Origin of the sequence: Xanthomonas vasicola pv. musacearum NCPPB 4379 (assembly GCF_000277895.2) — a bacterium.
GTDB classification, from domain to species: Bacteria; Pseudomonadota; Gammaproteobacteria; order Xanthomonadales; family Xanthomonadaceae; genus Xanthomonas; species Xanthomonas vasicola.
Genome location: NZ_CP034655.1, coordinates 2,355,442 through 2,375,654, shown reverse-complemented (window position 1 = coordinate 2,375,654; position 20,213 = coordinate 2,355,442). Strand labels below are relative to the sequence as shown.

Genomic DNA, 20,213 nt, shown 5'->3' with positions numbered 1-20,213 from the left:
CTCACGCGCTCTACCGCGCGGAACGCCGTGACGTTTCGCCTCTGGAACAGCTTGTCGGCCCTTCGCGCAACGCGCGGACAGGCCTGACCAGAGTTTCCAGCGCTGCAACACCACGGCAGGCCGCGGGAGCGCTTGTTTAAGTTTTATAGGTGTTTCAGGGCCGGCAGACGCGTCCGGACGAACCGGGGCAGCGCACGGGACATGTTCAGCGCAACGGTCAAAAACCGCTGGCGATGGCCGGGTAGGCCGGTGAGCCGCTAACATGGCCGCCCCGGGGGCGGTGGTCGCGCACTGTGCCGGAATCATCGGAAGTCAGGCTTCTGGCCAATCAACTTCCAACAAAATCAAACCCTTATCTCGCTCGCCGAGTGTAACAGAATAAAGAGCCGGATGACCGACCCCCAGCCCCCCAAGCCTCCGACCGACCGTGTCGGTGTGCGCATTCTCAAAGTTCCGGAAGACCGTGCTGGGCAGCGGCTGGATAATTTCTTGCTTGGCCAGCTCAAGGGCGCGCCGCGCAGCCTGATCTACAAGCTGGTGCGCAGCGGTCAGGTGCGTGTGAACGGTGGGCGTGCCAAGGCCGAGCGCAAGCTCGAAGGCGGCGAAGAAGTACGGATTCCGCCGGTACGGGTCAACGAAGAGGGCGACAAAGCGGCGCCGCCGCCGTCGTTCATGGCGCGGCTGGAAGCGGCGATCGTGTTCGAAGATGCGCGCTTGCTCGCCCTGAACAAACCGACCGGGGTCGCCAGCCATGGCGGCAGCGGGATCAGCTTCGGAGCGATCGAAACGCTGCGGGCGCTGCGCCCGAACCAGAGCCTGGAACTGGTGCATCGGCTTGATCGCGATACATCCGGCCTAGTGATCGTGGCCAAGAAGCGCTCGGCGCTGACCGAGCTACAGGCTCTGATGCGTGAAGACGACCGCGTCGAAGGGCGTGGCATCACCAAGCGCTATCTGACCTTGCTGGTCGGTCGTATGCCCGACGGCGTGATGACCGTAGACGCGCCGCTGCATATCGGCCTGCGCCAGGGCGGCGAGCGGCATGTGCAGGTGAATGCGATCGGCAAGCCGTCGCTGAGTCATTTCAAGTTGCTGGAACGGCGTGGCGGGCATTCTTACTGCGAAGTGCGCATCGAAACCGGGCGCACCCACCAGATCCGCGTGCATGCCCAGCACCTCGGGCACCCGGTGGCCGGGGACGATAAATACGGCGAGGCGGACGTGAACAAGCGCCTGCGCGATCAGCTTGGTTTGAAGCGGCTGTTCCTGCATGCCGCGTCGCTGGAGTTCGCCCTGGATGCCGGCAAGACGCCTTACGTGCTGAGCGCGCCGCTGGCGCCCGAACTGGCCGAAGCGCTGGACCAACTCGGTCGCTGACGCAGCCAGTGCGGCTGCGTCAGCGTGCTGGCTCAGCTGTCGTGGCGGTGGTCGTGATGTTGCGGCTGCGCTGCCGGATGCGGGCGCTGCTGGTGCGTGTCCGCCGGACGGGCTGGCGCGGCACGCGGCGGCGTGAAGGAGACCATCCGCTGCATGTGTCGCTGCGGCTCGGCCTTCATCATGACCGGGCGCGATTCGTAGCGCGGCTGCGATGGCTGCGCATGTTCGGCACGCGGCGAGGCTGCGAACGCAAATTGCTGATGGGGCGGCAGCTGTCGCTGCTCTTGCATGGGCGGCTTCCATTGCGCAGGCTTGGCTTGCGCGCGGAACTGGCTATCGCGGGCGTCGCGGCTGGCAAATGCATCGCGCGGCGGCATGGCCGCATGTGCGTGGTTTGCCGCGGCTGCTTGCTGCTGCGCTGCCCGCGAATCTGCGTGCAGTTGCGCCATTCGCTGATGCTGTGCGGCCTGCAGGTCATTCGCCCGAGGCTGCGGTATAACCGATGCGAATGCCGGCGCTTGGACGCGCGGAGAGCGCATCCCTGCAGGCGGTGGCGGCATCGTATGGGCCGCGGTTGTCAGCGGCGCCGCATGCGACAACGGCGACGGCGCCGAAGTGTTCATCGCTACCGGACGGCCCGGCTGCAGCATCTGCGCATTGAAATGCGGCGCGGCCAGATGCGCATAGTCGGGCGGACGATGAAGCTGGGCGGGCGAGGGCGCTGGCGCACCTGCTCCGGCAAATCCCCTGAGCCCCTTTGCGCTGGCCATCGCTGCCGGTAGAGCGGCCGCTTGCGCTGCGCGGAAGCTTGCTGGGGCAATGCCTGCAACGGGCGCAGGCGCGGATGTCGCATTGGACCAATGACGCTGATCCTGATTCACATACGAGCGTGAATCGATATAGGTATTGCGGTTGTTGATGATAGTGGTGCGCGGCGCATAGACATGATTCTGATAGACCACGTAATGCGGTGCGGCCGGCGGTGCGTTCCAGTTCACCCCCCAGCTATTCCAGCCCCAGCTGTGCCAGCCAGGCGCCGGCTCGGCCCAGCCGAACCAGCCGTGATGATGTTCAAGTGCGCCGCCTACCAGCACGCCGACGCCGAAGGATACCAGGCCGGTGGTGACGACGTCGCCTTCGTCGTACCAGCGGACCGGACGGTAGCGATACTCGCGATAGACATCGACCGGCGTGCCGTAGACCACGCCAGGGTCGTAGCGCGGCACGTACACCACGTCCCGCTGTGCCGGTTCGATGGTGATCACCTGCGACGGCGGCGGGATGCGTCCTTCATCCAGAATGGGCGTGACCTCCACATGGCGCGCAACCTGCACCTGCTGTTGCGGCGTGCTGCGCAGGTGGCCGCTGGCCTGAGCGCGTTGGCGCATGATCTGCACGGCATTGAGCACATCGTTGGGGTCGTGGGCATAGGCATCGCCGAGCGCACGCGTCCAATCGAGATTGCCGGCCAACTGGGACACGACGTCCGGAAATGCGGTCAGGGCCTTGATGCTCGGGTCCCAGGATTGCGACACCGTGGCCTGCGCGCGATCGGCGGCGCTCAAGCCGCTGTTGCTGCGCAGCCACTCCTGCGCGGTGACCACTTGATCGGGATATACCGAAGCGGCCAGTGTCTGCGCCAGCAGCTTGTCCGGAAACAGGGCAATCGGCGCAACCAGTTGGTACAGCTGATCCGCCGTGGGCGGCGTGTAAGCCGGCGCTGCGACTGCACTGGGAGGCGGAGGAGGCTCGGTGGCGGCTGGCGCCTGCGAGTCAGTGCGTTGGCACCCACCCAATGCAATCATGCCGGTGGATGCGATCGACAGCGCCAAAGCAAGGCGCCCTTGTGAACATATGCGTTGCATACCGCACCTCGCTGTGTGCGCGTTGATGACGCGCGTACCATGCGCCGGTTTGAATGTCTGGAACCTTTCTAAAATTGCTCCTCAGTCGACCAGGCGCAACCGTGTTCAGCAAACGTGCGGGAAGCCGCATGCCAAGAACGCGCGGTGCGAGGACCGGAGGATGATTGCGGGCAGGTAGCGCGTATCCACTCGCCATTTGCACCACAGCGACATCAACGTTGAAGCGGTGGTGTCAGGTTGCTGTGGTGGGTTCGCTGCCAGGGCATAACGCTTGGCGCTGCCAGCGCACCACGTGCTTGGATAAAGTGCGCTTCAAGGCGTTGCGAAGCGGAACAGCACCAGACTGATCGCCAGCGTCCCCATGCCCGACACCAATCCATACACGGTCTCGTGGCCCTGTGCGTAGCGCTTGGCGGCCGGCAGCAACTCGTCCAGCGCCAGAAACACCATCACCCCGGCAATCAGCCCGAACACGGTGCCGAAGACCGCATCCGAGAGCACACTGGACAACGCCAGATAGCCGATGCCCGCACCGATCGGTTCGGCCAATCCGCTGAGCAGGCTGGCGCCCACTGCGTAGAACTTGTTGCGGGTAGCGAAATACACCGGCACCGCGATCGCGATGCCTTCGGGAATGTTGTGGATGGCGATCGCAAACGCCAGCGGCATGCCCACCGCCGCGCTCTCCAGCGTGGCGAAGAAGGTTGCCAACCCTTCCGGGAAGTTGTGCGCCGTGATCGCAATGGCGGTCATCAAACCAACCCGGCGGATATAGGCCCGGTTGTCGTCGCGAAACTGCGGATCGTCGCTGGAAAGACTTTGGTGTGGATTCGGCACCAGGCGGTCGATCACCATGATCAACAGCATGCCGCCCAGAAAGGTCAGCGTGCCGAAGGTGAAGCCAAGTTTGTCGTTGTAGGCGTGGGAAAACGCGGCGATCGACTTATTGAGGATTTCCGTCAGCGACACGTACACCATCGCGCCACCAGCGAAGGCCAACCCAAATGCCAACAGCCGCGGATTGGGCTTTTTGGCGAACACCACCATGAGGCTGCCGAGCCCGGTCGCCAGACCCGCAGCCAGCGTGACTGCAAGCGCGATCCAGACATTGTGTGATGACACTTCAAGCATGTGACGCGGCAACCTCGTTGAATGGAAAATTCTCCGGCGGGGAACGTGGCGATTGCAGCTGCGCTATATGCGCACGCCCTCCGCGAACGCAGGATGGCCATGCCTGGATGACGAACGCGTGGTGTTGAACACGAAAAAAACAGCGCAGCGGCGCCAGCTTCACGCCGGCGCGAACGTCAAGCAAAGACGAACAGGACGCTACTGAGAGCGGCTAACGAAACGTAGCGAGCAGCTGTCAGGTGGACGCGGACGGCGCCGCTCAGAACCGCAGTGTACGAGTGGTACAGGAGGTTTCCGAGCACCGTCCGCACCCGCCTGGCGGCTGCGCAGTAGTTTTGTTAGCTGCTAAACGTGCGCTTCTGTCCGCGCATGTGCCCTGTAGACAGAAGATGTCACGACCTGCACTGTCCTCAGCCACCGCGGCGTGTGCGTTCCTCGATGGCGAAACATTCGTTCGGACGCGGTACCGGCGGCTTGAACGAGACCGGCACCTGGATGGTCTGCGGCACGGTCTGGCCATTGCGGGTGGCGGCCTTGAACTGCCATTCGCGCACGCGCTTCTGGGCAGCTTCGTCGAGCACGGGCTGGCCGCTGCTCTGCGCCACCGAAACATCGGTGGGCGTGCCCTGGGTGCCGACCAGGACCCGCAGCACGGTTGTGCCACCGACACCGGCGCAGGCTAGCTGCGGCGAATATTCCGGCGGCGGCGTCTTCAAGGCCGCCAACTCGGTGGGCGCCACGGCAGGCGCGGCCGCCTGTTGCGACTTGCCGCAGCTGCTGAGGCCGGTGGCGACGATGAGGCCGGCAAGCGCGGCGCGAGACATGTTCATGCAATGATTCCCTGATCGTAGAGCTGCGCGGCCTTGGCCGCGCAAATGAAGTCGTTTTCGCTCAGCCCGCCCACGTCATGGGTGGAATAGCGCACCACGACGCGGTCGTAATGCACACCCAGGTCGGGGTGGTGGTCTTCGCGGTGGGCGATCCAGGCCAGCGCATTCACAAAGGCCAGGGTGCGGTAATAGTCGACGAAGCGGAACGTACGCGTGAGCGCCATCCCGGCTTCGGCCAGCTCCCAGCCGGGGACCTGCGGCAGCAATTCGGCCAGGCGCGCCTCGCCCAGCTTGTGGTCGCTGCCTTTGCGCGGGAGGCAATGCGCCTGCTCCAGGGGAATCAGATCGGTCATGACGGTCTCGCAGGGTTGGCGGACGGCGCACCCACCAGGATCACGGTGTTCCATGAGCGAGGGCGCTTTGAGCGGTAGAATAACCCGCATGATCCAGATATCCGACAAAGCCCAGACCTATTTCCGCAAGCTCATCGAACGTGAGGGCGTGCCCGGCATGGGCGTGCGCCTGAGTGCGGTGGATGCGGGCACCTCACGTGCCGATGCCCGGCTCGAGTTCGCCGAGCCGGCAGACCTGAGCGGCGACGAATGGGCGATCGATTGCGACGGCTTCACCTTATATGTCGTCGCTGCCAGCGTGCCATGGATGGACGGCGCCGAGATCGACTACGTCACCCAATCCACCGGCAACCAGCAGCTCACCATCAAGGCACCCAAGATCAAGGGCGAAGCGCCCGCAGAGTCGGCCTCGATGGTGGAGCGCGTGCGCTGGGTGGTGGAGAACGAGATCAACCCCCAGCTGGCATCATCGCATGGCGGGCGCGTTGCCGTGCAGGAAGTGTCGGCCGATGGCGTGGTATTGCTGCGTTTCGGCGGCGGCTGCCACGGTTGCGGCATGGCTGATGTGACCTTGAAGCAGGGTATTGAAAAGACCTTGATGGGGCGCGTGCCCGGTGTAATTGCGGTGCGCGACGCGACCGACCACGCCACCGGCGACGCGCCGTACATTCCGCGCGACAGCGCGGCCTGATTCCCCACCACCGGTGACAACGGCTGCCGATCTGCTGCAGACACTGCGCGCGCGCATGCCGAGCAAGCTCATTCTGGATCGGCGTACCGGCCTGCCGTATGGCTGGGGCATCTGGATGGGCAACCGCAAGCACGCGGCTGCGCCATTCAACGACGACCAGGTGATGGATGTACTGCTGGCGCGTGGGCAGCCGCCCAGGAGTGGCATGGTCGGCGTCTCTCTGCTGTCGCCGTTCCAGGCGTTCCGCAGCCTGTGGTGGCAGCACTGGGACCCGCGGCCGAAGGATCAGCATCGGCAGCACTGGCTGGCGGTGCTTGGCAGTTTTCTGATCCACCTCGGTTTTATTGCGCTGCTCGTCTGGGTTGTCGCCGTGCGCTGGGCGCCGGAAGAAACCACACCCGGCGACGAATCGCGGGTCCGCATGACCTTGATCGGCAATGGGGCGGCAGAGCAGGGCGGCGAGGAAGGTCAACCTGCGGCCGAGGCGTCGACGCAGGCGGCTGCAGCTACGACGTCTTCGCCAGCGCAAGCGGGTGCATCGGCGGCGAAAAGCGAACCAGCTCCATCCTCGACACCGACATCAGCGCAGCCAGCAGCCGATCCTCTCGAGCGCCCCGACACGGCCCATGCACCAGAACAGGCGCCGGAACCGGTGCACGCTGCCAGCGAACCCGTCACAGCGGATATTCCGCAGGTGACGGTGCAGGTACCGCCGGTAACGATCGAATCGCCGCTGCAGGTCACCGAAACCGCAGTCGCCACCACCGACTTTGTGGTCCCGCCGCCGCCAACGATCACGCTGACGCCGCGTGCGATCCAACGGGCAGCACCGCAGGTCCAGGTGCGTCAACGCGACATCCAGACGGTGACCGAACGCCCGCAGGTGCGCGAAATGCAACGTTCGGCCACCGATGTGGCGGTGCGCTCTCCCACGGCCCCAACGGTGCGCGAGCGCGACATCGTCATCCCCGAGCGCCCGCAAATCGCCACGCCGGCTGCACGCCTGCATGAGATCTCGCCGACGGTGCGCATGCCTGACATCGCGGTGCGTCCTGCAGAGCTTCCGAACGTACCGGATCCGGCGCCTGCGCCAGTGGCGGCGACACCTGTCGTGCCAGCGACGCCTGCGACTCCCGACCCGCGGCCAGCCACCGTGGCGGCGCCATCCACGCAAGCAGCCGCGCAAGCAGCCGCGCAACCTGCGCGGTCGCAGGCCAGTCCTGCTCGGTCCGAGCGTTCCAGCAGCGTGGCGGCCGCTGCATCGTCGCCTGTCAAGCCTGCCGCCAGCAGTCATGCCGGCCCGGCGCCTGCCGATCGCAGCGGCGGGTGGAACGCGGCCGCCAACGCCGACGACTGGAGTAAATCCGACCGCAATCGGGAAGGCGACACGACCGGTGCCAGCGCCCAGCGCAACGGCATGTTCAATGCCGATGGCAGCGTCAAGGTGGCCACCGGAACCGGTGATGCCGGCAAGGGTGCAGGTGACCGCGGACCACCGGGCAGCGAGACCGATACCTGGACCCGCGACCAGATCGCCCAGGGCGGCACCTGGCTCAAACGTCCGCCTTACGGCTACACGCCGACCTCGCTGGACAAGTATTGGATGCCGAACCAGACGCTGCTGCAGGAATGGGTGCGTCGCGGCCTGAAGAAGATCGAGATTCCGATCCCGGGAACGACCACCAAGATCAGCTGCGTGGTGTCGCTGCTGCAATTCGGCGGCGGCTGCGGCCTGAGCGACCCCAACCTCAACGATCAACCCGCAACCGCACGCCCATCGCCGGACGTCCCGTTCAAGCGGGAGTTGCAGGAAGACAAGGGTGTGCTGCGCCGTAGCGGCGAGTGAGTGTCATGCACCGTGATGAGCGATCGGTGGCCCGATGGAGTGGAACAGAGGGTAAGCTGATTCCAAGGCATCAGTCGATACACCACCAGTTCGCGAGCTTGTCCCACGGTGGTTTACCGCGACACCAGCGGCGGCCGTGAGTTTCTGAAATGGCTGGCTGCCATCTTCATGACAGGCGACCATGCTTTGAAGATTCTCGTGTTCGGCTACGTCCAGTGCCCGGCGCGATCTTACATAATATACAGAATATGCGAAGTCGGGACGCTCAAACCCTTGAATTTCAAGGGTTTTCGTCCGACCTGTCGCCGGCATCATGCCGATGGTTAGAACCATCGCCCCGACCACCGTAGTGACCGGGGACAGTCTGTCCCACACCACGCTCCACGCCTTCCGCGCTTCTGGGCTTTCAGCGCTTTCCGTTCTTACTAACACTGCAATTGTCGGGTCGGCTTGAGCTAGCCTGATCAGTGCCATCAGGTGTTCATCCTTGATCGGCTTCCCCTTACGCCATAGCGATATCGCGCTTGGCGATACATCCAAGTGCTTCGCCAATTGACGGTCGGACGGCTCATTACATGCTTTTAGAGCCGTGTCAAGCAATTTGTTTATCGTCTGCATGATGAGTGTTACTTGACGTGGGTGTTGAGTTTTAGTTTATATCCACTCCGTGACGAGTGGTACTCGACACCGCGCCCCCCCGGCTCCCCTCCGGGGTCCGCGTCAAGGGGCAGGGGATAGGGGCTTCATGGACACAAACGCACTTGCACTGATCGGCGCTTCCGCGCTGACCGTGATCGTCGGCCTCGCCCGAGTGGTCGCCTGGATTCTTGACCGTCGCGCCGAAGCTGCGCTGCGCGCACACCGCGAACAGGTCTTCATCATCGAAAGCTACGTTGCCTTGGTCGCGCCGACCATTTCGCAACGCGTCACGATTTGTAGCGCCGAATCCGAAATGGACGTGGTGGCATGAGCGCCGTCGTCGTTTCACATATCGACACTTACCACATCGTCATCGGTGGTCGCCGTACTCGTCGTTTCCGTCTCACGGTGCGCCGTTCGGGTCGTTTGGTGCAGCAGAGCGTGCACGCCTCGCGCAGTGCTGCTCTTGCCTGTCAAACCGCTGCTGTGGAGTTCTACGCGCATGCATAAGGTCGCTGCTCTCTTCGTTCGTCGTGATTCGGTTTACAAGACCATGCCCGGTGTCGATGCGTTTGATTTCGACCGCGACGCATTGACCTTCGCAGGCGGCATGCCTGTGGTCGCCCATCCGCCGTGCCGTTCGTGGGGCCGTTTGCGCGCGTTCGTTACCCCTGCACCTGGTGAACGTGAGCTTGCCATTTTTGCTGTTGACCAGGTGCGCCGCTTTGGTGGCGTGTTGGAGCATCCCGCGTCTTCCACGTTGTGGCCCTGTGCTGGTCTTCCGCAGCCTGGTTCGTTCGATCAATTTGGCGGATGGACTTTGCCCATCCTGCAAAGCGCGTGGGGCCATCGCGCTGACAAAGCCACCTGGTTGTATGTCGTCGGTGTTGCACCTTGCGATGTTCCTGCCATCCCATACCGTCTCGGCCTGGCCACGCATGTGATTGCGCAATGCCGCACGCGTGCTGATGGCACGCGCAAGCGCAAGGGTGATTTTGATTGGCGTCCTGAGGTGTCCAAGGCAGAGCGCGAACACACGCCGGCTGCGCTGGCAGCTTGGTTGGTTGAGTTGGCGCGTTGTGCTTCGGTTGCCGCTGTCCGGAGGGCTGCGTAATGGCCGGCCAGCTCGCGGTGTCGGGACTCCCCTCGTCTAACAGGGGAGTCAGTGAATTCAGGAACGCCGATGGCACCCTAACGGTCGCCATTGACTGGTTTTCCGCCTCTGTGGATTTGCGCGCCGTTCTGGGCGAAGCCGGTGTGTTCGTCAACGACGACCCCGAAGAGGTCCGCGAATGGATGGACGTCACCGCCGAGAACGCCCGCGCGGTTGCACTGCAAGTCTTCTGTTGGTTCTTCGCCGGCTTGGGCTTGGAACTTGACGAAAAGGTCGGGCCGGGGCGGTTTTACCTGTGGCGCGTGCGTATCACTGACCGCGAAGGCCAGCACGTGGGCCTGATCGAGTTGGGCGGTGAACACTGCCGCCGTGCAGATGGCACTTACACCGCGCGTATCGAGTTGACCGGCACCGGGTGTGGAGTGTTGAGCGCAGCGCGCTGCGGCCATGCGAAGCGGTGGCTGGAGCTTCGAGCGAAGCTCGAAAGCTGCGCTGGACGATTGACCCGCGTGGACGTTGCCGCCGATGACCTGCTTGGCAAATACCCCTTGAAACTGGCGCAAAGCTGGTATGCATCGGGCGAGTTTGACAACCGTGGACAGCGCCCCAAGGCGCAGACCGTGGACGATCACGACAGTGGCGACGGCAAGACCTTTTATGTCGGCGGCAAGAAGTCCGAAAAGCAGCTGCGCGTGTACGAGAAGGGCAGGGAGCAAGGCGACAAGGCCTCCGAATGGGTTCGCTATGAAGCGCAATTTCGCGCCACCAACCGCAAGGAATTGCCCTTGGATTTGCTGCGCGATCCTGCTGGCTATCTGCTCGGCGCCTATCCCGTTCTCAAGTTCCTGCACTGCGTCGCCACGCGCATCGACATTACGAAAGCTGCTGTCGATGCCACCTGGAAAAGTGCGCGTCGCCACATCAAGCGTCAGTACGGCGCAACCCTGAATTTCATCGTGCGGCATTGCCCAACGCCTGACGCGTTGCATGCCGTTATCAGTACCTGCACGTCGCATCGGCTACCGGCGTGGGCAACAGCAGACGTAGCCAATCAATGGCCCGAAATCGCGGGCATCAATCAAACCTTAGAAGGGGTTACACCATGAGCGGAATCAAAGTCACTGTATTGAGCGCCGAAGTCGATGAGCGTGGCGGCACGTTCAAGGATGACGAGGGCAAGGATCGGGAATACACCACGCGCAAGCAGAAGGCCAAGCTGGAAGCAGGCGGCTTCGCGTATCCGCTGGATGTGCGTTTGGAGAAGGGTCAGGCCGCCTATCAGCCCGGCGAATACGAGCTTGATCTGGAAGCCATGGTGACGGTCAACAAGGGTGCGATCAATTACAGCAAGTTTCATGTGTTGCGGGCAGCTAAGCCGGCGCGTGTTTCCTAACTCATATGCATGCGAGCAGGGATGCTGAGCAATGGCAAAGATCCTGACCTGCACGCAATACAACGATTCAACGCAGCAATGCGAGGTGCAAGCCTGGATCGATCAATCGGACTGGACGACACCACTTCCCACCATCGAACAGGCCGCGATGGTGGGCGGCGCTTACTTCATCGGCCTGATGACCCTTGCAGTCATTAAAGGACTGCTCAACCCAAAATCCATAGAGGAATAGCATCAATGAACAAGAACATTTCGACCGTTGTCACCAAGGCCAAGTCGGCTGTCAGCAACGCCAAGACCGCCGCAATCGTGGGTAGCACCGCGTTGATGGCCATGCCCGGTTTCGCCTTCGCCTCCGGTGGCGGTGGCGATTTCGATGGCACCGCCATCGTTGGCAAGGTGGTTACCTACACCGCCATCGGCGTGACCATCTTGGCCGCGTTCGCGCTCGGCCGCTGGACGCTTCGCGCACTGGGCCTGATCGGCGGCAAGTGAGCCAATCAGCGGAATAGCAGGGGAGGGGAAACCCTCCCTTTTCAATTGGGGTATGTAATGGAAGGTCTAATCGTGTTGGCGTTCTTGATCCATGCCGCGCACGTGTGCGCGACGGGCTGGAACTGATGCGCTGGCTTGCTCGATATTTTGCTCGCGCTGTCGTGCGTCGTGTTGTCTACGTCGTGGTGGCGTTGATGTTCGCCGCGTTGGGCATTGGTGGTGCGCGCGCCTCCAACTACGGAGATCAGGGCATTGCCAATGCTGTTTGCCAAGCGCATCTGGCAGCAGCCCAAGCACGTGTTAAGTCTGAAAACGCAGAGCGCGGCGATCAGTATTGGCAAGTGGCCTTTGCATGCGTCATTGATCCGGCGCAGGCAGGAAATTACACATATCTGTGCACCGTTAACAACGGTGCTGGCGGCTGTGCTGCCTTTGTCAAGAACTTCGCTCCGCCTCAGGGCGGCGCATACGATTACAGCTTCAATCCCAACGAGACATGTGCAGCACGCAATAGCACTAAGCTTGCAGATGCCGCACTGGGCTACTCGCCCCCGTCAAGTTGCGTTGGCGGCTGTCAGGTGCAGGGAACGCCGTTTAGCAGTGCGCAAGGACCGGTCACCGTCTATGGCATGAAGGAAAGAACGTACAACGGACAGGTGTGTACCCCTCAGAAGCCCACGCAGGATATCGGGCAGGCAGAAGATGATAAGAAGGATGCGACCCAACCCAAGGCCCCGGAGTGCACCGCGATGGGCGCTGGTCAGACTGCGTGCGTGAAGCCCAATGGCGACTATTGTGCGACAGCTTCAACCGGTAAGACCTTCTGTTGGAGTCCGAGCGAGACCGGTAAGAAGGCCGATGGCTCAGATGCGCAGACACGCACGCCAAAGGGCGAGGCAGTGACGCCGCCCACAGTGCCGCCGAGTGATGGTGAGTGGCAGCGTAAGGAGGGTCATCAGCAGACGACTTGCACCAATGGTAGCTGTAACACCAACAATGTCACCAATTATTCGAGCGTGCCGACAGGTACCTCTAAGAATTCCACCGGCGATAATAGCGAGAATGGCGCTGGCAACACGTCCGGCAATGGCGCTCAAAGCGGCTCTGGCGACAAGGACGGCGATAGTAAAGACAGCGCTACTGATAGTGGCAACTGCACGACTGCGCCTGCTTGCGTCGGCGATACGCTTAAGTGCTTGCAGCTGAAATTCACGTGGAAAATTGAGTGCAACACGCAGGCCAGCGAAGTCACGAAGGGCGATACGTGCGGCGAGAGTGATGTGCCGGTGTGTGCCGGAAAATCGTGTAAAGCTGAAGCCTATGCAAGCGTCCTGCAGCAGTGGAAACAGCGTTGCGCAATGGAAGCGCTGGGGCAGGGCATGGCCTCGCGTGCAGCTGGTATCAGCAATGGCGACGATGCTGGGGTCGTTGAAGGGATTTGGGGCGGTGAGTCCGGCAGCAGCGGTATGAAGCTGCGCCAAGACCTCATCAACGTCGGCGGCAACGGCAGTGCCGGTCTTCTTCCAGATGTTGAAATCGAAGGTCAGCGGTGGGTCATTCCCGCAGGGTTCTTCGACGCAATCGCTGCGGTCAAGATGGTCATCATCGCGATGTGCACAGTGATCGCGATGTTCGTGGTTGGGAGGAACATCTGATGTTCGATTGGGCTCGCGATTTTGCGAACAATTTTTTCGAGAACGCTGCTGACGCGGTTCACAAGCTGGTCAAGCTCAAGGCAGCGATCTGGCTTGGTCGGCTGCTGTCGGCGCTCGGCCTCGGCTTCGCCGCACAGCATTTCATCTACAACCCAATCATCGAATACGCACAGACCGCGTGGTCATCCGTGCCTGCCGGTATCGCAGCCTGGGTGCACGCGCTTGGGATCGATGCGGGCGTGTCCATCATTCTGAGCGCATACGGCATTCGCGGCGCTGAGCGCATGTTTATTCAACGTAGGAACCAAGCCACATGATCGGCGACACCGCCTCTATTTCACTGCTCACCGGCTTGCCAGGATCTGGTAAGAGCTTGCGCATTATTCAAGCGATTCGCTATCTCATGGACAAGGGTGCACACGTCTACGTCTGCAACATTGACGGCATCTCGGTGCCGGGTACGACGCCGTGGGCGGACCCGCACAAGTGGCAGGATCTACCGGCCGGATCCATCCTGTTCGTCGACGAGGCGCAGCACTTTTTCCCGGCACGACGGGGCGGTGATCCGGTCGAAACGATCAAGGCGATGTCGACGATTCGACACGACGGCGTGCGCTTGGTGCTTGCTACTCAGCAGCCTAACTACCTCGACACCTACCTGCGCGGCCTGGTCGGCTATCACGAACATCTGCTGCGTCAGAGCGGCAAGCAGAAGACCTTTATTTTCCGGAATAGCCAGATCATCGAAGAGGTGCGGTCGCCGTTGCCGCGCATCAAAAAGCTATACGACTACGAAGTGTGGAAACAGCCAACAGAGTGCTTCAAGTTCTACAAGTCGGCTGAGGTCCACACGATGAAGTATCAGATGCCGGCGTTGGTGAAAAAGGCACTGATGATTCTGCCGGTCGTGGCCATCCTGGCCTGTGGTGCTTGGTACGCCGTGTACCGCGACACCATGTTCGCCAAGAAAGCAGACGCTGCGACCGCCAATAAGACGGCCCCCACGGGGCCGTCGCTGGCGGGCACTGCGTCTGCTGGTGCAGCCGCCCGGCCTAAGGTCAGCAGCGCGGAAGATTACGTGGGTCAACTTGTGCCCTTTGTCTCCGATGTGCCGTGGTCGGCACCTGCCTACGTTGATCGTCCTGTGGTGTCCGATCCGCACATGTACTGCATGTCCAGCGAGAACAGCTGTCGATGTGTCACCGAGCAGAACACCCGCGTTGCGATGCGCGATGACGTGTGCCGCGATATCGCAAGGTGGGGTGAGCCATACAACCCGTATAAGCCTCCCGCAAATGTCGCGCAGGCGCAGCAGGCCGGCCCTGCCGATGCGAAAGAGCAACCGAAGCCGCAGGCGGTGCAGCAGAGCGGGGCAGTCACATCGACCATGGAGAAGCGCACGCGCGCATTGGGTACGTTCCCTGAGTCGCCTAGCTACTCCATCAACAGCTACACCGCGCCCACCAGCAGGGATCTGTGATGAGCAGTAGTGCACGCGAACTATTGAAGTGGGTTGCCCTGGTCTGCATGACGTTTGACCACGTTGCCAAGGTGTTCTATGGCGGTTACGTGCCGGTGTTGTCCGAGCTTGGGAGGATCGCTTTTCCGCTGTTCGCACTGGTCATGGCCTACAATCTGGCGCAGCCTGTATCTGATGTAGGCAAGTCGGTCCGTCGCCTGGTGTGCTGGGGTCTTCTGGCGCAACCGTTCCATGCGGGGGCGTTCGGCTATTGGGTGCCCGTGAACGTCCTGCTGGCGTTCGCACTGGCTGCCGCCGCCATCTGGGCGATCCAGCGCCGTCGCTGGGTGCTGCTGACTCTCTGTGCAGCGCCGGCCCCGTTGTTCGTCGATTATCAATGGGCCGGCATGGCTCTGGTGGTAGCGGGCTGGGCTTATTATGCGAAATTGGTGCGTAGTCCGTGGCCGGTCATCCTGGCTCTCGCTGCGCTGTGCTGGTTCAACGGCAACCTGTGGGCCGTGCTGGCCGTGCCGGTCCTCGCGCTTGGCGAGGTGGCCACCAGTCGTGGTGTTGTCGTTCCTCGCACACGTGCGGCTTTCTATGGCTACTACGTCGGCCACCTGTTCTTGCTCGCTCTGCTGGCAACGCTGCCGGCGTTACAAAATAATGTTTAAGGCTGGACGCAGCGCATCGCTGCGCCTTGGCGCGTCAGTGATTCAAAGCCATGCTCTGTTTTGATCAGCAAGCGTCCGCCCTGGCATCGCACTGTATCCGGCCAATACATCACGTCCTTCGGTAGCTCTAGTTTCGGCGTCTCAGTGATGACGTGGGTTTCAACCGTAGGAGGCGGGCAGGATTGCCTATCATTTCTCTCCTGCGTCAGTGCGCTTTTGTTGGCCACCAGGCCGAACGTGGTTCCCACCAGCGCCAGCCCTGCTATGAACGTCGAGATCTGCCAGCCTGCCTTATCCATGAGCACCCCCGTAGAATTTCGGTGATTGTAGGGGTGTAGGGGCATAGCCCCTACGGATAACGCCTCACCCGCGCCGTGAGCCTCGTGGCCCACGTGTCCGCCTGACCACACACGCTGTGGCGGCGGACCCCGCGTCATCCACCACTGAAAGCCGCCCGTCGGCCCGGTGCACGACCAGGTGGCCACCGCTCCTGGCGCGCTGATAAGCCGTACCAGACCGCGACAACGATTCCAGATACTACCGCGCAGCTTTAATTTACTGACGCGTCATATAACTAACCATCATTAGACTTTTATGACGCGTCATATTAATATAGATCCATCGAAACAATGGATGACTCAGATGCGCGACGACAAAGACCCCGGCACCATCGAAATGCAGCTGCCCAAGCGTCGTGGCCGTCCGCCCGCCAATGGTGTTGCAGCGCAGACCGCCGCCGATCTGAGCAGGGCGTATCGCCAACGGCGTAGGGCAGCGGTGAACAACTACAAGCGTGGCGAGGTGCTGACCGACATGGAGCTTCTGGACCGCCTACGGCGTGCGATCACCAGCGGCAATGCTCAGCTTGCCGGCATCTACGCCCGTGATATGCAGCAGCGCTACCCGTACGATGTCTGACGCGTCAGAAAATCACCGTACCGCGGCATTAATTCTGACGCGCCATAAAATATCCATTTCGTGTCGTTGACAGCCCCTGCGGGGCGCAGTCACAGGGGCGCGGCTGTTCGCCGATATCTGTCAGGTCGCATTGGGGGTGTAGGGGCATCGCCCCTACGGATAACGCTTCACCCGCGCCGTGGACCTCGTGGCCTACGCGTGTGCCGGACCACCCGCGCGCGATCGGCGGACCCCGCGCCATCCACCACTGATGACCGCTTTTCACGCCTGCGCCGTAGCACGTCCCGCAGGCAGATCACATTACGTTCCCGGAAAGCAAGCCGTATCAGACGACCACAAGCACGCCGGCGACTACGTTGGACATGTAGTTTCGTGACGCGTCACGATTCAGCACGGATCGTTCGGCAATTCCTGCCAGCCATTCGACAGTCGCCGGAAACGCTTGTGTTGAATGCATCGTTCGTCCGATTCCAGCGGCCGTAGTTGCAGCGCTGCCGGCGCTGCGCGCTGGGAGCGGGGTGTGTATAGCGGTTGTGCCGCGACTTTCGGTAGCGCTGCGCTGACGCTTCGCATAGTGAAGTAGCCCAGGCACAGCGCTACGATGCCTGCAAAGGCTGCTGTCATCAGCTGACCTACAAAGATGCCCAGGGCGATTTCCCACCAAAGCCCATCGTGGTTGTTCTGCGGTCTGTAGCTCATACGGTCCCCAATGACGATGAGCAGGCATTATTGTAGGGGTGTAGGGGCATCGCCCCTACGGATAACGCCTCATACGCGGCCTTTACGTTTCCGCGCCTTCGGCAACGATGATCCTGCGCATTCCGCCGCAAAGCCGGTCGCCACCACTTGAGGACCGGGCTTTGTTTCAATCTTTTTTCTGAACCTATCCCTAATGAAAATGACGTTGGCCTGACGTTTAGGCCGGGTTTTCGACCGTCCCTCATCCATCATCTTCGTCCACTCGCGTGCGATATCGCAGGTGAGTGATAGGTAGCTCAGCTGCCACGGTTCCATGGCTCGGCCCTCTGGCGTAATGAGGTATCCGTTCTGGAACGAAAAACCGGCCCATTGGCCGGTCAGTTTTCGATTACGCATGCACCGATCTCCATTCGGCTTGCCATCGTCGCCGCCACGGTGTGAGCGTAGCAGCAAACGAGCGCAACAAGCGCAAAAACGCCTTTACATAATATACATTATGCGAAGTGGGCTGTGTTGACGCTCCTGTGCGCCCTGACGGCCTATCACTGCTGGTCCCTCCACAGGAAGCGGACTGGACAATGACGTTTGACACCTACGACCGCGTAGACCTGACCGGCCCTTGGGCCGGTTTTGGTTTTCAGGGACATCGATTCTTCACACCTGAGAATTACGACATCGAGCCGTGCGGCATGCGGTACTGGGCACTGACGTGTGCCATCGCACGCGAGTGGTCGTTGATGATGTCTGAAGAGCGCAATGCGCGATCGGCAACTCCACGGACGCCCACTGCCACAAGGGTTCCAGGCTCTCGCATTTCTGCAGGCAACAATGTCATCTACCTTCGGGACGTGATCAGGCAAAGCCGGGAAAAGCGGTTATCAGGGGTGGCTGATGCGGGGTCCGCCGACAGAGCGCGTGTGGTCCGGCGAACACGTGGGCCACGAGGTCCACGGCGCGGGTGAGGCGTTATCCGTAGGGGCGTTGCCCCTACACCCCGTCCATGCGTGATTATTTATCTGATGCGTCAGAATTAATGGGTATCGGCGTGCAAGAGCGGCGCAGGCGCGCCACCGTCTGGGCTGCAGGCGACATGGCTACCTCGCCTTTGGGTGGACGGCCGGCGCGTCGAGGAGATTTATCTGACGCGTCAGTAATAACGGCGTACCAGCTCCTCGGCCAGGTCAACGACTGCAACAAGATCCTCCTTGGCAATGTAGCGACGAATGGCGTCAAGCAGGACGGCATCGCTCAACGGCTCCAAGGTCATGCCCTTCTCCGAAGTCCGGCTATGACTCCCTGCCGACCCTTAAGATTCAGCGTGCCGAACAGGGGAGGCTTGTCAGCCCATACAAAATTTTGTATAGTATTCAGATGGCTGACGTTAAACCTGTCGAGTTCCGGGCTGGTGCCCTTGATGATCTGCGCGCTTTCCCCGCCTCGGCACAGCGCAAGGCCGGCTATCAGCTTGACCAGGTGCAAAACGGTCGCGAGCCCGACGATTGGAAGCCAATGCCGACCGTCGGTCAGAGCGTCCAAGAGATTCGGATTCGGGATGCTGCAGGAGCATTCCGGATCATTTACGTGGCGAAGTTCTCCGATGCAGTCTACGTCCTGCATTGCTTCCAAAAGAAGACGCAGAAGACCAGTAAAGCGGATTTGGACCTAGCCGAGAAACGCTATCGAGATTTGGTGAAGGAGTTAAGCCGATGACTAATGAACGCTTTGCCAGCGTGTGGGACGCGATCGAAGAGACCCCCCAGCAGGCTGAAAACATGAAGCTGCGATCGGCGCTCATGATGGCGCTGAAGGATCACATTGCACGCGAAGGATTGAGCCAGTCCCAGGCGGCCAAGGTCTTCGGCGTGACGCAACCGCGCATGTCAGATCTGATGCGCGGCAAGATCGATCTGTTCAGTCTGGATACGCTGGTGAACATGCTGGCTGCTGCGGATCTGCACATCGAAATGCGAGTGCTGGAAGCGGCCTAGGCAACTTGTCAGAAACAAACAAGCCCGCTAACGAGCGGGCTTTTTATTGGGCACGAAGCAGTAATTTCATGACGCGTCAGACATCATACGGGTAGCGCTGCTGAATATGACGGGCGTAGATGCCGGCAAGCTGAGCATTGCCGCTGGTGATGGCGCGTCGCAGACGGTCGAGCAACTCCATGTCGGTCAGCACCTCACAGCACTTGTAGTTGTTGACCGCTGCCCTACGCCGTTGGCGATACGCCCTGCTCAGATCGGCAGCGGTCTGCGCTGCAACACCGTTTGCAGGCGGGCGGCCACGACGCTTGGGCAGCTGCATTTCCATGGTGCCAGGGTCTTTATCGTCGCGCATTTTCGTGGTCAGCCGTTTCGATGTGTTTATATTAATCTGACGCGTCATAAAATTCTAATGATGCTTAGTTATGTGACGCGTCAGATAATCACATTTCCAACGTGGTTGCCTGCGGGACGTGCTACGGCGCAGGCGTGAAATGCGGTTATCAGTGGTGGATGACGCGGGGTCCGCCGCCAGAGCGCGTGTGGTCAGGCGGACACGTGGGCCACGAGGCTCACGGCGCGGGTGAGGCGTTATCCGTAGGGGCTATGCCCCTACACCCCAGATCACCTACAGGCGTTTTGCACCACGTTGTCCCAATAGCTGGACACCTCATAAGAGCGATGGAGACCAACCGCTTCATAGACTTGCTTGCGCTGAGCCTTGGCAGACTCGCATGCGTTGCTGGATTGTGGGCCAGACACATACGCGGCAGCGGATGCAGATCTATCAGCTGCGTACCTGCTCTCGAGCTGCTTGCGAATACCGTAAAGGCGCCACTGCTCGGCATTGCTTTGCTCGGGAGCTGGTGCGGCGTCCCAGGACTTCTCGGCTTGGCCGGAAGCGCATGGCGCTGACTGATAAACGACCTGGCCGCGTTCGCGGCACTTATGCACCTGCTGAGCTTGAACAGGCACCGCGGTAGCTAGCGCCAGCACTATTGCAAATCTCGCTTCCATGCATTTCCCCTTGTTCTAGGGAAATGATAGCTCGTTAGGAAACAGATTTTCGTGACGCGTACGAATGCGGCG

Annotated in this window: 28 protein-coding genes, 1 other RNA gene and 2 pseudogenes; 19 read left to right on the top strand and 12 right to left on the bottom strand. The window is 61.4% G+C overall.

The annotated features are described in order from the left end of the window. The first annotated feature begins 390 nt into the window (after positions 1 to 390). Positions 391 to 1,377: an RluA family pseudouridine synthase gene (locus KWO_RS11055; RefSeq protein ID WP_010378758.1), complete on the top strand. Its 987-nt coding sequence runs from the start codon at positions 391 to 393 to the stop codon at positions 1,375 to 1,377. A gap of 32 nt (positions 1,378 to 1,409) precedes the next feature. Here the strand turns inward: KWO_RS11055 and KWO_RS11050 are convergent, their stop codons facing one another. The 5 genes from KWO_RS11050 to KWO_RS11030 all read right to left on the bottom strand — a co-directional run bounded on the left by KWO_RS11050 (position 1,410) and on the right by KWO_RS11030 (position 5,556). After that, positions 1,410 to 3,242 (bottom strand): DUF3300 domain-containing protein, encoded by a 1,833-nt coding sequence (locus KWO_RS11050; protein ID WP_173399573.1) that lies wholly within the window; start codon positions 3,240 to 3,242, stop codon positions 1,410 to 1,412. Positions 3,243 to 3,554: 312 nt separating this feature from the next. After that, positions 3,555 to 4,373 (bottom strand): zinc transporter ZupT, encoded by an 819-nt coding sequence (gene zupT, locus KWO_RS11045; protein ID WP_010378754.1) that lies wholly within the window; start codon positions 4,371 to 4,373, stop codon positions 3,555 to 3,557. A gap of 209 nt (positions 4,374 to 4,582) precedes the next feature. Further along, positions 4,583 to 4,660, bottom strand: a non-coding RNA gene (locus KWO_RS11040) — sX9 sRNA. Positions 4,661 to 4,783: 123 nt separating this feature from the next. Next, positions 4,784 to 5,203 (bottom strand): energy transducer TonB, encoded by a 420-nt coding sequence (locus KWO_RS11035; RefSeq protein WP_010378751.1) that lies wholly within the window; start codon positions 5,201 to 5,203, stop codon positions 4,784 to 4,786. Then, complete coding sequence (locus KWO_RS11030) at positions 5,200 to 5,556, bottom strand: 4a-hydroxytetrahydrobiopterin dehydratase (protein WP_010378748.1); 357 nt, start codon at positions 5,554 to 5,556, stop codon at positions 5,200 to 5,202. Before KWO_RS11030 ends, KWO_RS11035 begins: the two co-directional genes overlap by 4 nt. Positions 5,557 to 5,644: 88 nt before the next feature. Here KWO_RS11030 and KWO_RS11025 point away from each other — a divergent pair, with 88 nt between their 5' ends. Both KWO_RS11025 and KWO_RS11020 read left to right on the top strand, forming a co-directional pair. After that, entirely contained in the window at positions 5,645 to 6,247 is a 603-nt protein-coding gene (locus KWO_RS11025; RefSeq protein WP_010378746.1) for an NfuA family Fe-S biogenesis protein, read from the top strand. A gap of 13 nt (positions 6,248 to 6,260) precedes the next feature. Then, complete coding sequence (locus KWO_RS11020) at positions 6,261 to 8,093, top strand: hypothetical protein (RefSeq protein ID WP_017113175.1); 1,833 nt, start codon at positions 6,261 to 6,263, stop codon at positions 8,091 to 8,093. A gap of 3 nt (positions 8,094 to 8,096) precedes the next feature. On the opposite strand, the gene KWO_RS23000 is transcribed toward KWO_RS11020, so the two are convergent. Further along, positions 8,097 to 8,567 carry a DUF3693 domain-containing protein gene (locus KWO_RS23000; protein ID WP_238692675.1) on the bottom strand — a complete coding sequence of 157 codons (471 nt, stop codon included), beginning with the start codon at positions 8,565 to 8,567 and terminating at the stop codon, positions 8,097 to 8,099. A gap of 271 nt (positions 8,568 to 8,838) precedes the next feature. On the opposite strand from KWO_RS23000, the gene KWO_RS11010 reads away from it, so the two are divergent. The 11 genes from KWO_RS11010 to KWO_RS10960 all read left to right on the top strand — a co-directional run bounded on the left by KWO_RS11010 (position 8,839) and on the right by KWO_RS10960 (position 15,522). Next, on the top strand, positions 8,839 to 9,063 hold the full coding sequence (locus KWO_RS11010) for a hypothetical protein (protein WP_010378733.1): 225 nt from the start codon (positions 8,839 to 8,841) through the stop codon (positions 9,061 to 9,063). Beyond that, positions 9,060 to 9,242, top strand: coding sequence for a hypothetical protein (locus tag KWO_RS11005; protein WP_026113378.1), 183 nt, complete (start codon positions 9,060 to 9,062; stop codon positions 9,240 to 9,242). The genes KWO_RS11010 and KWO_RS11005 overlap by 4 nt, the downstream gene beginning before the upstream one ends. After that, positions 9,235 to 9,846, top strand: a complete 612-nt coding sequence (locus KWO_RS11000) for a hypothetical protein (RefSeq protein ID WP_227479779.1) — start codon at positions 9,235 to 9,237, stop codon at positions 9,844 to 9,846. The genes KWO_RS11005 and KWO_RS11000 overlap by 8 nt, the downstream gene beginning before the upstream one ends. Beyond that, positions 9,846 to 10,952 (top strand): replication initiation factor domain-containing protein, encoded by a 1,107-nt coding sequence (locus KWO_RS10995; RefSeq protein WP_017113580.1) that lies wholly within the window; start codon positions 9,846 to 9,848, stop codon positions 10,950 to 10,952. Before KWO_RS11000 ends, KWO_RS10995 begins: the two co-directional genes overlap by 1 nt. After that, a complete protein-coding gene (locus tag KWO_RS10990) occupies positions 10,949 to 11,239 on the top strand; it encodes a single-stranded DNA-binding protein (protein ID WP_010378729.1) in 291 nt (96 codons plus the stop codon). Before KWO_RS10995 ends, KWO_RS10990 begins: the two co-directional genes overlap by 4 nt. A gap of 31 nt (positions 11,240 to 11,270) precedes the next feature. Then, positions 11,271 to 11,471, top strand: coding sequence for a hypothetical protein (locus KWO_RS10985; RefSeq protein ID WP_010378728.1), 201 nt, complete (start codon positions 11,271 to 11,273; stop codon positions 11,469 to 11,471). 5 nt (positions 11,472 to 11,476) lie between these two features. Beyond that, positions 11,477 to 11,734 (top strand): hypothetical protein, encoded by a 258-nt coding sequence (locus tag KWO_RS10980; protein ID WP_010378727.1) that lies wholly within the window; start codon positions 11,477 to 11,479, stop codon positions 11,732 to 11,734. A 104-nt stretch (positions 11,735 to 11,838) separates the two neighbouring features. Beyond that, on the top strand, positions 11,839 to 13,389 hold the full coding sequence (locus KWO_RS10975; protein WP_010378726.1) for a hypothetical protein: 1,551 nt from the start codon (positions 11,839 to 11,841) through the stop codon (positions 13,387 to 13,389). After that, the gene (locus KWO_RS10970; protein WP_010378725.1) at positions 13,389 to 13,706 is read left to right on the top strand and encodes a DUF2523 family protein; all 318 of its coding nucleotides are present in this window, start codon (positions 13,389 to 13,391) and stop codon (positions 13,704 to 13,706) included. The genes KWO_RS10975 and KWO_RS10970 overlap by 1 nt, the downstream gene beginning before the upstream one ends. Further along, entirely contained in the window at positions 13,703 to 14,869 is a 1,167-nt protein-coding gene (locus tag KWO_RS10965; RefSeq protein WP_017113581.1) for a zonular occludens toxin domain-containing protein, read from the top strand. The genes KWO_RS10970 and KWO_RS10965 overlap by 4 nt, the downstream gene beginning before the upstream one ends. Further along, complete coding sequence (locus KWO_RS10960; protein ID WP_010378718.1) at positions 14,869 to 15,522, top strand: TraX family protein; 654 nt, start codon at positions 14,869 to 14,871, stop codon at positions 15,520 to 15,522. The genes KWO_RS10965 and KWO_RS10960 overlap by 1 nt, the downstream gene beginning before the upstream one ends. Here KWO_RS10960 and KWO_RS10955 read toward each other — a convergent pair. Further along, positions 15,519 to 15,821, bottom strand: coding sequence for a hypothetical protein (locus KWO_RS10955; RefSeq protein ID WP_017113582.1), 303 nt, complete (start codon positions 15,819 to 15,821; stop codon positions 15,519 to 15,521). The two genes, KWO_RS10960 and KWO_RS10955, sit on opposite strands and share 4 nt — an antisense overlap. 343 nt (positions 15,822 to 16,164) lie before the next feature. Between KWO_RS10955 and KWO_RS10950 the strand changes: the two genes are divergently transcribed. Next, positions 16,165 to 16,440: a hypothetical protein gene (locus KWO_RS10950; protein ID WP_010378713.1), complete on the top strand. Its 276-nt coding sequence runs from the start codon at positions 16,165 to 16,167 to the stop codon at positions 16,438 to 16,440. A 167-nt stretch (positions 16,441 to 16,607) separates the two neighbouring features. On the opposite strand, the pseudogene KWO_RS23570 reads toward KWO_RS10950, so the two are convergent. The 3 genes and pseudogenes from KWO_RS23570 to KWO_RS10940 all read right to left on the bottom strand — a co-directional run. Continuing rightward, positions 16,608 to 16,751: pseudogene (locus KWO_RS23570) on the bottom strand (DUF3653 domain-containing protein); the annotation flags it as partial. 76 nt (positions 16,752 to 16,827) lie between these two features. Beyond that, positions 16,828 to 17,139 (bottom strand): hypothetical protein, encoded by a 312-nt coding sequence (locus KWO_RS10945; RefSeq protein WP_010378711.1) that lies wholly within the window; start codon positions 17,137 to 17,139, stop codon positions 16,828 to 16,830. Between the two features lie 69 nt (positions 17,140 to 17,208). After that, positions 17,209 to 17,535: a DUF3653 domain-containing protein gene (locus tag KWO_RS10940; protein WP_010378709.1), complete on the bottom strand. Its 327-nt coding sequence runs from the start codon at positions 17,533 to 17,535 to the stop codon at positions 17,209 to 17,211. Between the two features lie 182 nt (positions 17,536 to 17,717). On the opposite strand from KWO_RS10940, the gene KWO_RS22995 reads away from it, so the two are divergent. The 3 genes from KWO_RS22995 (at position 17,718) to KWO_RS10925 (ending at position 19,127) form a co-directional block, all read left to right on the top strand. Next, positions 17,718 to 18,101 carry a hypothetical protein gene (locus tag KWO_RS22995; protein WP_082320290.1) on the top strand — a complete coding sequence of 128 codons (384 nt, stop codon included), beginning with the start codon at positions 17,718 to 17,720 and terminating at the stop codon, positions 18,099 to 18,101. 409 nt (positions 18,102 to 18,510) lie between these two features. Further along, on the top strand, positions 18,511 to 18,849 hold the full coding sequence (locus KWO_RS10930; protein WP_010378701.1) for a type II toxin-antitoxin system RelE/ParE family toxin: 339 nt from the start codon (positions 18,511 to 18,513) through the stop codon (positions 18,847 to 18,849). Next, positions 18,846 to 19,127, top strand: coding sequence for a helix-turn-helix domain-containing protein (locus tag KWO_RS10925; RefSeq protein WP_010378699.1), 282 nt, complete (start codon positions 18,846 to 18,848; stop codon positions 19,125 to 19,127). The genes KWO_RS10930 and KWO_RS10925 overlap by 4 nt, the downstream gene beginning before the upstream one ends. 76 nt (positions 19,128 to 19,203) lie before the next feature. Here KWO_RS10925 and KWO_RS10920 read toward each other — a convergent pair whose 3' ends face one another. Further along, positions 19,204 to 19,479: a hypothetical protein gene (locus KWO_RS10920; protein ID WP_010378697.1), complete on the bottom strand. Its 276-nt coding sequence runs from the start codon at positions 19,477 to 19,479 to the stop codon at positions 19,204 to 19,206. A 109-nt stretch (positions 19,480 to 19,588) separates the two neighbouring features. Here KWO_RS10920 and KWO_RS23565 point away from each other — a divergent pair. Continuing rightward, positions 19,589 to 19,711, top strand: a pseudogene (locus tag KWO_RS23565) (DUF3653 domain-containing protein); the annotation flags it as partial. Positions 19,712 to 19,748: 37 nt separating this feature from the next. On the opposite strand, the gene KWO_RS10915 reads toward KWO_RS23565, so the two are convergent. Continuing rightward, on the bottom strand, positions 19,749 to 20,141 hold the full coding sequence (locus KWO_RS10915) for a DUF4124 domain-containing protein (protein ID WP_026113246.1): 393 nt from the start codon (positions 20,139 to 20,141) through the stop codon (positions 19,749 to 19,751). Positions 20,142 to 20,213 lie beyond the last annotated feature (72 nt).

Excerpts from the sequence above, each read along its gene's own strand:
- KWO_RS10950 (WP_010378713.1), top strand. The coding sequence starts at position 16,165 with ATGCGCGACGACAAAGACCCCGGCACCATCGAAATGCAGCTGCCCAAG.
- KWO_RS11050 (WP_173399573.1), bottom strand. The coding sequence starts at position 3,242 with ATGCAACGCATATGTTCACAAGGGCGCCTTGCTTTGGCGCTGTCGATC.
- KWO_RS11055 (WP_010378758.1), top strand. The coding sequence starts at position 391 with ATGACCGACCCCCAGCCCCCCAAGCCTCCGACCGACCGTGTCGGTGTG.
- KWO_RS11030 (WP_010378748.1), bottom strand. The coding sequence starts at position 5,556 with ATGACCGATCTGATTCCCCTGGAGCAGGCGCATTGCCTCCCGCGCAAA.
- KWO_RS10980 (WP_010378727.1), top strand. The coding sequence starts at position 11,477 with ATGAACAAGAACATTTCGACCGTTGTCACCAAGGCCAAGTCGGCTGTC.
- KWO_RS11010 (WP_010378733.1), top strand. The coding sequence starts at position 8,839 with ATGGACACAAACGCACTTGCACTGATCGGCGCTTCCGCGCTGACCGTG.
- KWO_RS10985 (WP_010378728.1), top strand. The coding sequence starts at position 11,271 with ATGGCAAAGATCCTGACCTGCACGCAATACAACGATTCAACGCAGCAA.
- KWO_RS10925 (WP_010378699.1), top strand. The coding sequence starts at position 18,846 with ATGACTAATGAACGCTTTGCCAGCGTGTGGGACGCGATCGAAGAGACC.
- KWO_RS10920 (WP_010378697.1), bottom strand. The coding sequence starts at position 19,479 with ATGCGCGACGATAAAGACCCTGGCACCATGGAAATGCAGCTGCCCAAG.
- KWO_RS10995 (WP_017113580.1), top strand. The coding sequence starts at position 9,846 with ATGGCCGGCCAGCTCGCGGTGTCGGGACTCCCCTCGTCTAACAGGGGA.
- KWO_RS10915 (WP_026113246.1), bottom strand. The coding sequence starts at position 20,141 with ATGGAAGCGAGATTTGCAATAGTGCTGGCGCTAGCTACCGCGGTGCCT.
- KWO_RS11035 (WP_010378751.1), bottom strand. The coding sequence starts at position 5,203 with ATGAACATGTCTCGCGCCGCGCTTGCCGGCCTCATCGTCGCCACCGGC.
- KWO_RS22995 (WP_082320290.1), top strand. The coding sequence starts at position 17,718 with ATGACGTTTGACACCTACGACCGCGTAGACCTGACCGGCCCTTGGGCC.
- KWO_RS10955 (WP_017113582.1), bottom strand. The coding sequence starts at position 15,821 with ATGGATAAGGCAGGCTGGCAGATCTCGACGTTCATAGCAGGGCTGGCG.
- KWO_RS11000 (WP_227479779.1), top strand. The coding sequence starts at position 9,235 with ATGCATAAGGTCGCTGCTCTCTTCGTTCGTCGTGATTCGGTTTACAAG.
- KWO_RS10930 (WP_010378701.1), top strand. The coding sequence starts at position 18,511 with ATGGCTGACGTTAAACCTGTCGAGTTCCGGGCTGGTGCCCTTGATGAT.
- KWO_RS11025 (WP_010378746.1), top strand. The coding sequence starts at position 5,645 with ATGATCCAGATATCCGACAAAGCCCAGACCTATTTCCGCAAGCTCATC.
- KWO_RS10940 (WP_010378709.1), bottom strand. The coding sequence starts at position 17,535 with ATGCGTAATCGAAAACTGACCGGCCAATGGGCCGGTTTTTCGTTCCAG.
- KWO_RS10970 (WP_010378725.1), top strand. The coding sequence starts at position 13,389 with ATGTTCGATTGGGCTCGCGATTTTGCGAACAATTTTTTCGAGAACGCT.
- KWO_RS10960 (WP_010378718.1), top strand. The coding sequence starts at position 14,869 with ATGAGCAGTAGTGCACGCGAACTATTGAAGTGGGTTGCCCTGGTCTGC.
- KWO_RS10990 (WP_010378729.1), top strand. The coding sequence starts at position 10,949 with ATGAGCGGAATCAAAGTCACTGTATTGAGCGCCGAAGTCGATGAGCGT.
- KWO_RS10945 (WP_010378711.1), bottom strand. The coding sequence starts at position 17,139 with ATGAGCTACAGACCGCAGAACAACCACGATGGGCTTTGGTGGGAAATC.
- KWO_RS23000 (WP_238692675.1), bottom strand. The coding sequence starts at position 8,567 with ATGGCACTGATCAGGCTAGCTCAAGCCGACCCGACAATTGCAGTGTTA.
- KWO_RS10965 (WP_017113581.1), top strand. The coding sequence starts at position 13,703 with ATGATCGGCGACACCGCCTCTATTTCACTGCTCACCGGCTTGCCAGGA.
- zupT (WP_010378754.1), bottom strand. The coding sequence starts at position 4,373 with ATGCTTGAAGTGTCATCACACAATGTCTGGATCGCGCTTGCAGTCACG.
- KWO_RS11005 (WP_026113378.1), top strand. The coding sequence starts at position 9,060 with ATGAGCGCCGTCGTCGTTTCACATATCGACACTTACCACATCGTCATC.